This is a genomic window from Amycolatopsis sp. NPDC005961 (assembly GCF_040629235.1).
In the GTDB taxonomy this organism is placed as follows: Bacteria; Actinomycetota; Actinomycetes; order Mycobacteriales; family Pseudonocardiaceae; genus Amycolatopsis; species Amycolatopsis camponoti.
In genome coordinates this window covers 70,794-81,758 of the sequence record NZ_JBEXVF010000029.1, presented here as the reverse complement: position 1 = coordinate 81,758, position 10,965 = coordinate 70,794, and the positions used below count along the sequence as shown (strand labels likewise).

Here is a 10,965-nt window from a genome sequence, read left to right as displayed (position 1 = left end):
GTTCTCCCGGTCAGTGCGCGGCGTTCAGTTCGGACAGCCGGCCGTCTTCGTACGCCGGTTCGTATGCGGGCCAGTAGGATTCGCGCACCCACGCGTCGTCGTAGACGGTGGCGAGGTAGCGCTCCCCGAAGTCCGGCGCGATGGCGACCGCCGTGACCGGCGAGGTCCCGGTGTTCGCGTCGAGCCAGGCCAGCGCGCCCGCGATGACCGTGCCGGTGGACCCGCCGAACAGGAAGCCCCGCCCGGCCAGCTCCCGGCAGCGGCGCACCGCGTCCGGCTCGGACACGTGCACGACTTCGTCCACAAAGGACTCGTTCAGGATGCCCGGGCGGACACTGGTGCCCAGCCCCGGGATCAGCCGGCGCGCGGGGGCCCGGCCGAAGGTCACCGACCCTTCGACGTCCACGGCCACGATCCGCGGCGCCCGCCGGGCGGTGCGGAAGTACCGGGCGCACCCCATCAGCGTCCCGGTGGTCCCCGCGCCGACGAACAGCACGTCGATGCCGGGGAACTGCCGGGCGATGGCGGGCGCGGTGGTGAGGTAGTGCGCCATCCAGTTGTCCCGGTTCGCGTACTGGTTCAGCCACACGAACCCGTTCTGCGCGCACAGCATCCGCACGTGGGCGATGCGCGCGCCGAGGAACCCGCCGTCCGGGATCGGCTCGGTGACGACGTGCACCCGGGCGCCGAAGGCTTCCATCATCCGGCGGGTCGCCTCGTTGCAGCGCGCGTCGGTCACGCAGACGAAGCCGTAGCCGCGGTCGGCGGCGATCATGCTCAGCGCGACGCCGAGGTTGCCCGAGGAGGATTCCACCAGCGTCGAACCGGGCGTGAGCAGGCCTCGCCGCTCCGCGCTCGTGATCATCTCCAGCGCCGCCTTCAGCTTCACCGAGCCGGCGAAGTTGAACGCCTCGCACTTGAGGTACAGGGCCTGCCCGAAGGCCGGCCGGAGATCCACGTACAGGTTTTCTTCGTTGTATTCCTGCGGAGCCGAGATGATGGGCACGCACAACCCCTATTCGTGCGGGAGAGAATCGGCCGGGCGGGTTCGCCGCGGTCCGGGTCAGCGGGCCGGGGGCCGGTGCCGGTCCAGCTCGTGGAAGAAGCCGTCGACCACCGGGAGCTCGCCCGCCGCGGCGGTTTCGTCGTACACGTACTTCGCCACGGCGAGGTCGAGGACCCCGAGGCCGAACGGCGAGAAGATCAGCGGCCGGCCGGCCCGCGGTTCGAGGCGGCCGGTCAGCACGTCGAACAGCGTGCCGGACAGGAAACCCCGGTCCCCGGTCAGCTGCTCGGCCAGATGCGGCGACGTGTTCGCCTTGAGGCAGTGGTCGACGTCGTCGACGACGTTGGTGGAGACCAGCACGATCTCCGGGGCGATGTCGCGCAGCGAGATGTTGAGCACCAGCGGGTCGTGGGCGAACCAGTCGACGTCGGTGACGTACGGTTCGGCGGCGACCGTGGCGAACACGACCAGGTCGCTGGCGCGGATCAGGCTCTCGGCGTCGCGGTGGCCGGTGACCCGCGCGGTGGTGCCGGTACCTTCGAGGTAGTCGCGGAACCCGTCAGCCGATTCGGCGTGCAGGTCGTGGACGCCGATCTCGTCGAACTCCCAGCCGGTCGCCTGCAGGTAGGTGTGGACGAAGCGGGCGATCAGGCCGGTCCCGACGAACCCGACGCGGCGCGGGCGGCCGCGGACCGTGCTCAGCACCGCCGCGGCGAGCGCGGCCGAAGCGGCCGTGCGCGCGGCGCTGATGATGGAGCTTTCCAGGCACGCCAGCGGGTATCCGGTGGCCGGGTCGTTGAGGATCAGCACCGCCGACGCCCGCGGGATCCCGTTCTTCACGTTGCCGGGGAAGCTGGAAATCCACTTGAGACCGTCCACCCCGTCATCCCCGCCGAGCGAGGCAGGCAGCGCGATGATGCGGGAGTCCGGGCGGTCCGGGAACCGCAGGAAGTAGGACGGCGGGTTGACCGTGTTCCCGGCGCCGTGCTGCCGGTAGGCCGCCTCGACGAGGTCGACGACCTTCTTCTCGTTGCCGGCCAGTACGTTCGACACCTGCCGGCCGGAAATGACCGCGAATGGAGGAATTTCGTTCCGCTCCGGCATTTCTTCCCTCCGATTCTCACCCGGTTCCCGGGCACTGGGGTGGCTTGCCGGAATGACGCTAGCCGCGCCGCCACTGGCAATCCGCCACCACTGCTGGCGGGCGGCAAACGGGCGCACTGCTGGAATGGGGCCCGCGCCGTCGCCGGAAGAGAAAGGCCGAGGAGTGACCGCAGCAATCGAAACCGAAGGTCTGACCAAACGGTACGGCAGTCATCAGGCGTTGCGCGGGGTGGATCTGCACGTGCCGGCGGGCACGGTGCTGGGCGTGCTGGGGCGCAACGGGGCGGGCAAGACCACCACCGTGCGGATCCTCTCCACCCTGCTCGTCCCGGACTCCGGCCGGGCGTTCGTCGCCGGGCTCGACGTGGTGCGGCAGCAGGCCGAGGTGCGCACCCGGATCGGGCTGACCGGGCAGTACGCCGCCGTCGACGACCGGCTGACCGGCCGGGAGAACCTGGTGCTGCTGGGCACGTTGCTCCACATCGGACGCTCGGCCGCGAAGTCCCGCGCCCGCGAGCTGCTGGCGCAGTTCGACCTCACCGACGCCGGCGACCGGCAGGTCCGGACGTACTCCGGCGGCATGCGGCGCCGGCTCGACCTCGCGAGCTGCCTGATCTCCCGCCCGCCGGTCGTCTTCCTCGACGAGCCGACGACCGGGCTGGACCCGACCAGCCGGGCCGTGCTCTGGGCGGCGATCCGCGAGCAGGCGGCGGCCGGCACCACGGTGCTGCTCACCACGCAGTACCTCGAAGAAGCCGACAAGCTGGCCGACCGCGTCGTCGTCATCGACGCCGGGAAGGTCGTCGCCGAGGGCAGCCCGGAGCAGCTCAAGCGCGACGTCGGCGGCGAATGGCTGGAGGTCTCCGTCACCGATCCTTCGCGCACGGGTGAAGCCCGGGAAATCCTCGCTTCGGTCGCCGGATCCGTCGAGGTCGCCGACGGCAAGCTGAGCGCGCCCGTCCCCGACGGAACGGCGGGAATCGCCGCGGTGGCGGGAAAACTCCACGCGAACGGGATCGCCGTGCAGGAGTTCGCGTTGCGCCGCCCGTCGCTCGACGACGTCTTCTTCGCTCTCACTCGTACTTCGGAGGCGGTATGAACACGCTCCTCAGCGACGTCGCGGCCTTGACCGGACGCCGGTTGCGCGCGACGGTCCGGTCGCCGGCCAAGATCGTCGGCGTCCTGCTCATGCCGATCAGCCTGGTGCTGGTGCTCGGCTTCCTCTTCGACGGCTCGATCACCCTGCCCGGCGGCGCGCCGTACGTGGACTACCTGACCGCCGGGGTCGCCGCGCAGGTGGGCCTGACCCTGGTGGCCACCAGCGGCCTCGGCATCGCCGACGACCTGGCCGGCGGGCTCGCCGACCGCTTCCGTTCGCTGCCGATCCCCCGCTCGGCGGTGCTGCTCGGCCACACGCTCTCGGACCTCGCGCTGGCGGCAGCCGGAATCGGGGCCACGACGGCGATCGCGTACACCATCGGCTGGCGCATCCACAGTGGACTGCTGCCCGGCCTGGCCGGCTTCGGGCTGTTGCTGTTGTTCGCGTACGCGATGCTCTGGCTCGGCGCGCTGATCGGGCTCACGACGAGCGGTGCCGAGGCGATCAGCGCGATCGCCGCGTTGGTCATGGTGGTCGGTTCGTTCGTGTCGAACGCGTTCGTCCCGCTGCGCGGCCTGCCGGGCTGGCTCGCGACGGTGTCCGCGTGGAACCCGGTCAGCTCGGTGGTGGCCGCGTGCCGCCGCCTGTGGGGCAACCCGGATCTGGTGACCGCGGGGGCGGGCTTCCCCCAGCGGAACGCGACGCTGATCGCGCTCGTGGTACTGGCGGCGATACTGGCGGTGGCGATTCCCGCCGGGACGCGGATCTACCGGGCGGGCACGGCGGCCTGACCACCGGCCGGGTTGCCCGGCCCTTGACGCCGCCCTACCGCGCCGACGCCACGGCCTGACCCGCGGCCGCCAAACCCGGCAGTACCTGCGGCGGCCACACATCCGGAGCCAGCAACCCCGCGACATAGGCACGGGACACCAGCTCCGTCCGGTTCTTCACCTTGAGGAACCGCATCATCCGGTGGATGTGGTACTCCACACCCTGCCGGGACAGGTACAGCCGGCGGGCCAGTTCCGCCGTGCTCGCGCCGGCCGCGACGCCCTGCAGGATCTGCGTCTCGATCTCGCTCATCGCGCGGTGGCGGCCGGCCGGGTCGATTCCCCGGCGCTGGACGCGGTCCGGCAGGAACAGCAGGAGCGCCGCCGCCGCGGCCGGGCGCCGTCCGGGCAGGGCCGCGGCGATCAGGGTCACCGGCAGTGCGCCCGCCGCGGGCACCAGCGGGGTGAACCGCTCGCGGAACCCACGCTCCCCCTCCCGCACCAGCCGCGTGAGGCGGCGTTGCACGCGCTCGGAGACGAACGGGTGCAGCAGGCCGGGTAGATCCGCGCGGCAGACCTCGGCCGCGCTCCGGCCGAACAGGGCCAGCAGCTCCCGGTTCGCCGCGACCACCCGGAGCCGGTCGTCGAGGATCACCGAAGAGACGTCCGAATTCTCCAAGAAGGACGAGAACATTCTTTGGTATTCGCCCCCGATTTCCTTTTCGCGGTCGGGGGAGAAACGGGAGTCGGTCACCGAGTCGTGGACCTGGATTTCGGGCATGGGAAAACCACCGGTTCGTCGTCGGGCGCTGCGGGATCCGGTGGCTTCGGGGCCGGGTACCGGCCGCACCACCGTCAGGACTCACCCTAGGAACGGGCGGTCATCAGCGTCAACACGAACGGGTGAGTGCGACCTAATCCTGTGGCACTGCGGGTGACCGTACGGTGACCGCACCCACCGAACGGTACGGTCGGCGAGTTTAGATGTTCTCCTCGATTCCCGTCCGGCGGTTGACAAGACCGGTCATCGACGGAAGACACAATCCCTTTTACCTACGTTAAGGCCATCTTAAGGGCTGACGACGCCCCTAAGATGGCCTTGACGGGTTCGTTATGAGATTCAGCTGGTCAAGCGGGTGAACGCCGCACGCAGCGACTCGAGGGTCTCGGCGATGTGCGGCAGCGTGAGCGGCGACGGCGACCGCAGCGCGGCCCAGCGCTCGGCGTCGTCGGCGCCGTACAGCATGCTCGTCGCGGCGCGGAACCGCAGCGCGCCGGGATCGTCGCCGAGGTGCTCGCCGCCCAGCACCGCGACCCCCAGCCGGTCGATCAGGTGCTCCTGCAGCGACGCCGACCCGGTGATCCCCTTCGCGGCCAGCACGTCCCGCACCGGCTCGAAGTCCGGGTACACGTAGAAACCGCCCGTGGGCGGCCGGCAGACGGCGCCCGCCTGGGTGACGATCCGGTGCACCGCGTCCGCCACGGCGCCGTGCAGCCGCGTGCTGGCCCGCAGGTGGGCGGTCACCTCGGGCGGCTCGGCCAGCGCGAGGCACGCGACCTCCTGCATCGGGCCGGCCAGGGTGGACCAGATCTCGCTGGCCAGCCCCAGCACGGTCGAGCGCAGCTCCCGGCCTTCGGCGGTGGCCGGGAACCGGGCGAAGCCGATCCGCCAGCCGCCGAGCGCGAGGCTCTTGCTGAGCCCGGACGTCACCACCGTGCGCTCCGGGGCGAACTCGGCCGGGCTCGCGTACGGGTCCGCCGGGTCGTGCAGGATGTCGCGGTAGATCTCGTCGGAGACGATCAGCAGGTCTTCGGCCTCGGCGATCTCGCACAGCCGCCGCACGACGTCCGGTGGGGCGTGGGTGCCGGTGGGGTTGTCCGGGAGCGTCAGCAGCAGCATCCGGGGGCGCCCGCCGGCCGCGCGGAACGCCCGCAGCGCGCCGGGCAGCAGCTCGGGGTCGGGCACGCCGCCGCACCCGGCCGGGATGGGCACCTCGAGCACCGGACGGCCGAACAGCCGCGCCTGCGGGGCGTAGGTCACCCAGCAGGGCTGCGACAGGACGACCGCGCCGTCGATCGCGGCCATCAGCGCGAGCAGTAGCGGCTTGCTGCCGGGGGCCAGCACGATCTGTTCCGCTTCGGTCAGCAGGCCCCGGCGCGTGAAGTAGCCCGCCGCGGCCGCGCGGCTGTCCTCCGCACCGGCGACCGGCCCGTAGGCGGTCCGCCGCGCTCCGGCGAGCAGCCGCTCGGCCAGGAAGTCCGGCAGGGGCAGCCGGGACTCGCCGAACCCGAGGTGGATCAGCGGCTGCCCGGCCGCATGCCGGCGGTTGACGGCCTCGTCCAGCGCGAGATTGGGCGAGACAGCGTGCGCCGCGGTCATCGAACGCCTCCTCGGGTGTCCGCGACCAGCCCGAGGTCCACCGGGAGCGGACTCGCCGAACCCCCGCCCCCCACCAGGTGCTGAGACCGGACCGCCTCCGCGATGTCCCGCGGCGTATCCGGGAGCAGCTCCAGCTCGTCGAGCCAGGCGGCGTCCGGGGTGTGGCGGGCGAAGAACGGCCGCCCGGTCAATCCCGGCCGCCGGGCCTGGAGGAACCGCAGCTGGAACAGGCGTTCCCCGCCGAGCTCGACCGTGCCGTCGACGACGACCTTGCCCGGCGTCGCCGACATCACCGGCCCCCGGATCGTGCGGGCGAGCCCGGGCAGCCGGCCGTAGGCCGCGGAAAACAGCTCGTGGGCGCGGGCGAGCGGGACCTTGAAGTAGTCGTGCGGGCCGGTGTCCCGGGCGACGAACATGTAGTACGGCACCGCGCCCAGGGCCAGCTCGGTGCTCCAGAGCTCGGCCAGCGCGTCGGCGTCGTCGTTGACGTGCGCGATCAGCGGCGACTGGCAGTACACCCGCGCGCCGGTGGCCAGGATCCGCTCGACCGCCTGGCGGGAGACGTCCGTGGCCAGCTCGCGCTCGTGGCTGTAGTGCGCCATCACCGAGAGCGTGCGCCCGGAGGCGACGACGTCCTCGTAGAGCCGCAGCACGGCGTCCGCGTCGGCGTCGGTCACGAAGCGCTGCGGCCAGTAGGCGACGGACTTGGTGCCGATCCGGATCGTGCGGACCGTGGGGATCGCCAGCAGTGGCTCGAGGTGCACCCGCAGCCGCTCGGCGGACATCACCATCGGGTCGCCGCCGGTGACCAGCACGTCGGTGACCTCCGGGTGGGCCCGCAGGTACTCGACCAGCCGGTCGGCCTCCTTCACCGCGAACCGCAGGTCCTTCTCCCCCACGAACTGCGCCCAGCGGAAGCAGTACGTGCAGTAGGTGTGGCAGGTCTGGCCCTGCTGGGGGAAGTAGAGCACCGTGTGGCGGTACTTGTGCTGCAGCCCGCCCAGCTCGTCGCCGTCCAGCGTGGGCACGTTGAGCTCCAGCTGGCCCGACGGGTGCGGGTTGAGGCGCTGCCGGATCCGCCGCACCACCGCGGGCAGCTCGGCGCGCCGGCCGGGCCCGGTGGCCGCGCGGGCCAGGTCGCGCTCGTCTTCCTTCGGCAGCATCCCGTCCTGGGGGAAGACCAGCTGGAAGATCGGGTCCGCCGGGACGTTCGCCCAGTCGATCAGCTCGGTCAGGACGTACTCGTTCACGCGGAACGGCAGCACGAGGGAGAAGAGCCGGATGGTCTCCGCGAGCCCTTCCGGGACGGGGAACCTCTTCAGGATTTCGTCGAGCTTGCTCGGTCCGTACGCTTCGAACCTGGTGCCCACCGGGGCCGGCTGTTCCAGCAGCTTCACGTCGACAATTCCCTTTCCTTCGAAACTCGGCCACGGCAGCGGAAAAACGGCGCAATCCTTTTGCTGGGCATTCTGTTTACTGCGGCCAGGTTAGAAGTCGGCGTCCTGGCAGAATGCTCGTCCCGCGAAATTCGGGGCTGACACTGGCAAGGTGCCACCGGGGTGCGCACTAACGTCGGAAAACGCATCGCTGCCCCGTACGAGGATGGTCTGGTGAGCATGAAGTTCTACTGCTGTCCCTTCGCCGGTGCCGGCGCGAGCGTCTACCGTTCCTGGACGCCGCCCGGCGACGCGGAAATCGAGATCCGGCCGGTGCAGCTGGCCGGCCGCGAGGAGCAGTTCGGCCTCCCGCCGCACGAGGACGTCGCCGCCGCGGCCGCGCACGCGCTCGGGCAGATCCGGCGCACCGCCGCGATCGGCGAGGAGATCGTCCTGTTCGGCCACAGCTCGGGCGCCGCCGTCGCGTTCGAGACGGCCCGCGCGATCACGGCGTCGGGCGAGTTCCGGGTGGCCGGGCTGGTCGTCAGCGGCGCGCCGGATCCGGTGACCCCACTGGATCTCAGCCTGCGCGGGCTGGAGGGCGAGGAGTTCGTCGCCGCCGTCGAGCGGCTGATCGGCTACGCCCACCCCGCGCTCGCGCAGCCCGAGCTGCGGGAGATCCTGCTGCCGCCGCTGCGCGCGGACCTGCTGGCCCGCGAGGCGTACCTGGCCCCCGCCGGCACCCGCCTGCCGGTACCGGTGCTCGCGGTCCGCGGCGCGGACGACCCCCTCGTGTCCCGCGCCGACCTGGCCGGCTGGGAGCGGGTCACCAGCGAGAGCTTCGACGTCGCCGAACTGCCCGGCGAGCACATGTACTTCCTGCCGGACCCGGGCGCGCTGCTGGATCTGCTCGCGACGCGGTTCGCCGTCACGGCACGGGAAGGAGCGCGATGAGCGACTGGATGTCCTTCGGCCCGGCCGGATCCGGACCCGCCGAAGTCAGTGCGACCCTCCCCGTGGGGAGTGCCACGGACGTGCGGACACTCGCCGCCGCCACCGCCGCGGTGCTGGCCCGGTTCTCCGGCGAAACCCCGCGGATCGCCCTTCCGGACGCCGGCCGGCCGCGGACCTGGATCCTCCCGGTGGACGAGGACCTGCCCGCTTCCCGTTACCGCGCGCAGCTCTTCGTCGGCGCCGCGGCCGACGACGGGCCGGCGCCGGTCGCGATCGACGTCGCCGGCGGGGACTTCCCGCTGGTGCTCGACCTCGACCCGGCCGATCCGCGGCGCCTGCGTTGCCGCTTCCGCCGCGAGCACGTCCACGAGACCGCGGCGCGCTGGCTGCTGCACGGCGTGGGCGTCCTGCTGGACCTGTTCGCCCGGACGCCCGGCGCCGCGATCGGCACCGCCGACCTGACCACCGGCGAGCACCCCGAGCCGGTGCTGCCCGGCGAAGCCGTCCCGGACTGGCTCGACGGCGAACACACGCTCCACGAGCTGATCCAGCGCCAGGTACTGGCGCACCCGCACGCGACGGCCGTCACGGCCGGGGACCGCTCGGTGTCCTACCGGGAACTGGGCCACGCGGCCGACGTCCTCGCCGCCCGGCTCGCCGCCCGCGGCTGCGGCCCGGGCAGCCGGGTCGGCCTGAGCTTCGCCCGGTCGCCCCTGCTGATCGCCGCGATGTTCGCCGTGCTGAAGACGGGCGCCGCCTACGTCCCGCTGGCCCCGGAGAACCCGCCCGCCCGGCTGCGGCAGATCGCCGAAGACGCCGAGGTGTCGCTCGTCCTCGCGGACTCCCCGCTCGAACTGGGGACGCCCACGCTCGTCGTCGACGACGGCGTGTGGACGGACCGGACGGAGCCGTTCCTGACGGCCGGGACCGCGAACGACGGCGCGTACCTGATCTACACCTCGGGCTCCACCGGGAAGCCGAAGGGCGTGGTGGTGGCGCACCGGCAGATCTGCAGCCTGCTCGACGCGACCCGGGTGTTCGGGTTCGGCTTCGGCCGCGCCGACAGCTGGGCGTTGTTCCACACCTACTCCTGGGACTTCTCGGTGTGGGAGATCTTCGGCTGCCTGACCACCGGCGGCCGGCTGGTCATCGTGCCCGCGGAGACCGCCCGCGACGCGCGGGCCCTGCACGACCTGCTGTCCGCGCAGGCCGTCACCGTGCTCAACCAGACCCCGTCGGTGTTCACGCAGCTGGCGGCGGTCGACGCCGACCGCGCCGAGCGGCTTTCCGTGCGCTGGCTCATCTTCAGCGGCGAGCCGCTCGACATGGAGCTGATGCTCAAGTGGTTCGGGCGGTACCCGGAGCGGCGGTGCCGCGTGATCAACATGTACGGGATCACCGAGACGACGGTCGCGTGCACGTGGCACCCGGTGACGCGCGAGGCCGCCGCGGCGGGCAGCCGTTCGGTCGGGCGCGCCGTGCCCGGCTGGCGGGTCGACGTGGTCGACGACCGGGGCCGCCGCGTGCCCCCGGGGGTGCCGGGCGAAATCCTGCTCGGCGGCGCCGGCATCGTCGACGGCTACCACCGGCGGCCCGAGCTGACCGCGGCCCGGTTCCTCGGCGAGCCCGGCGCGCGCTGGTACCGCACCGGCGACCGCGGCCGCGTGCTGCCCGACGGCGAGCTGGAGTACCTGGGCCGGCTCGACGACCAGGTCAAGATCCGCGGCCACCGCGTCGAGCTCGGCGAGATCCGCGCGGTGCTGCTGGCCGAGCCGGGCGTCCGCGCGGCGGCCGTCGTCGTGCGCTCGCGCGGCACGGGCGCGGGTTCCGAGCGGCTCGACGCCTACGTGGCCGGTACCGGGCTGGACTTGTCCTTTTTGGACAAGCGGCTCCGGGAGCAGCTGCCCGGATACCTGGTGCCGGACACGCTGACCGAGCTGGCCGGCCTGCCGGTGAACGCCAACGGGAAGCTCGACCCGGCCCGCCTGCCGGAACCCCGGGCCGCCGGGGCGGACCTCGGTCTCGCCGACGCCGCCGAAGCGACCGAGCTGCAGCTCCGGGTCGGCGAGCTGTGGGCGGGTGCCCTCGGCCGCCCGATCGCCCTCGACGACGACCTGTTCCTCACCGGCGGCAACTCGTTGCTGGCCTTCACGATCGTCGACGGCATCCGCAAGGCCGGCCTCGGCGACCTGGCGGTGGCCGACCTCTACCGCACCCGCACGGTCCGCGGGGTGGCGGGGATCCTGGCGGGCCTCTCCCCCGCGGCGGCCGGGTAG

At 72.4% G+C, this 10,965-nt stretch carries 9 protein-coding genes; 4 read left to right on the top strand and 5 right to left on the bottom strand.

Annotated elements, in window-relative coordinates:
- Nucleotides 1–10 precede the first annotated feature (10 nt).
- Complete coding sequence (sbnA, locus tag ABZ342_RS25295) at nt 11–1,006, bottom strand: 2,3-diaminopropionate biosynthesis protein SbnA (RefSeq protein ID WP_360477501.1); 996 nt, start codon at nt 1,004–1,006, stop codon at nt 11–13.
- A 57-nt stretch (nt 1,007–1,063) separates the two neighbouring features.
- Nucleotides 1,064–2,110 carry a 2,3-diaminopropionate biosynthesis protein SbnB gene (gene sbnB, locus ABZ342_RS25290; protein ID WP_360477498.1) on the bottom strand — a complete coding sequence of 349 codons (1,047 nt, stop codon included), beginning with the start codon at nt 2,108–2,110 and terminating at the stop codon, nt 1,064–1,066.
- Between the two features lie 163 nt (nt 2,111–2,273).
- Here sbnB and ABZ342_RS25285 point away from each other — a divergent pair, with 163 nt between their 5' ends.
- Together ABZ342_RS25285 and ABZ342_RS25280 are read left to right on the top strand one after the other, a co-directional pair.
- Complete coding sequence (locus ABZ342_RS25285; RefSeq protein WP_360477495.1) at nt 2,274–3,209, top strand: ATP-binding cassette domain-containing protein; 936 nt, start codon at nt 2,274–2,276, stop codon at nt 3,207–3,209.
- Complete coding sequence (locus ABZ342_RS25280) at nt 3,206–4,000, top strand: ABC transporter permease (protein ID WP_155546998.1); 795 nt, start codon at nt 3,206–3,208, stop codon at nt 3,998–4,000. Before ABZ342_RS25285 ends, ABZ342_RS25280 begins: the two co-directional genes overlap by 4 nt.
- A 34-nt stretch (nt 4,001–4,034) precedes the next feature.
- Here ABZ342_RS25280 and ABZ342_RS25275 read toward each other — a convergent pair whose 3' ends face one another.
- The 3 genes from ABZ342_RS25275 to ABZ342_RS25265 all read right to left on the bottom strand — a co-directional run bounded on the left by ABZ342_RS25275 (nt 4,035) and on the right by ABZ342_RS25265 (nt 7,756).
- Nucleotides 4,035–4,760 (bottom strand): LuxR C-terminal-related transcriptional regulator, encoded by a 726-nt coding sequence (locus tag ABZ342_RS25275; protein WP_155546997.1) that lies wholly within the window; start codon nt 4,758–4,760, stop codon nt 4,035–4,037.
- A 339-nt stretch (nt 4,761–5,099) separates the two neighbouring features.
- Nucleotides 5,100–6,359 (bottom strand): pyridoxal phosphate-dependent aminotransferase, encoded by a 1,260-nt coding sequence (locus ABZ342_RS25270; RefSeq protein WP_360477491.1) that lies wholly within the window; start codon nt 6,357–6,359, stop codon nt 5,100–5,102.
- The gene (locus tag ABZ342_RS25265; protein WP_360477488.1) at nt 6,356–7,756 is read right to left on the bottom strand and encodes a lysine 2,3-aminomutase; all 1,401 of its coding nucleotides are present in this window, start codon (nt 7,754–7,756) and stop codon (nt 6,356–6,358) included. The genes ABZ342_RS25270 and ABZ342_RS25265 overlap by 4 nt, the downstream gene beginning before the upstream one ends.
- 219 nt (nt 7,757–7,975) lie before the next feature.
- Between ABZ342_RS25265 and ABZ342_RS25260 the strand changes: the two genes are divergently transcribed.
- Together ABZ342_RS25260 and ABZ342_RS25255 are read left to right on the top strand one after the other, a co-directional pair.
- A complete protein-coding gene (locus ABZ342_RS25260; RefSeq protein WP_360477531.1) occupies nt 7,976–8,689 on the top strand; it encodes an alpha/beta fold hydrolase in 714 nt (237 codons plus the stop codon).
- Nucleotides 8,686–10,965, top strand: a complete 2,280-nt coding sequence (locus tag ABZ342_RS25255) for a non-ribosomal peptide synthetase (protein ID WP_360477485.1) — start codon at nt 8,686–8,688, stop codon at nt 10,963–10,965. Before ABZ342_RS25260 ends, ABZ342_RS25255 begins: the two co-directional genes overlap by 4 nt.

Bases quoted from the DNA above. Each gene is read 5' to 3' on its own strand.
- sbnB (WP_360477498.1), bottom strand. From the start codon at position 2,110: ATGCCGGAGCGGAACGAAATTCCTCCATTCGCGGTCATTTCCGGCCGG.
- ABZ342_RS25280 (WP_155546998.1), top strand. From the start codon at position 3,206: ATGAACACGCTCCTCAGCGACGTCGCGGCCTTGACCGGACGCCGGTTG.
- ABZ342_RS25275 (WP_155546997.1), bottom strand. From the start codon at position 4,760: ATGCCCGAAATCCAGGTCCACGACTCGGTGACCGACTCCCGTTTCTCC.
- ABZ342_RS25270 (WP_360477491.1), bottom strand. From the start codon at position 6,359: ATGACCGCGGCGCACGCTGTCTCGCCCAATCTCGCGCTGGACGAGGCC.
- ABZ342_RS25260 (WP_360477531.1), top strand. From the start codon at position 7,976: ATGAAGTTCTACTGCTGTCCCTTCGCCGGTGCCGGCGCGAGCGTCTAC.
- ABZ342_RS25255 (WP_360477485.1), top strand. From the start codon at position 8,686: ATGAGCGACTGGATGTCCTTCGGCCCGGCCGGATCCGGACCCGCCGAA.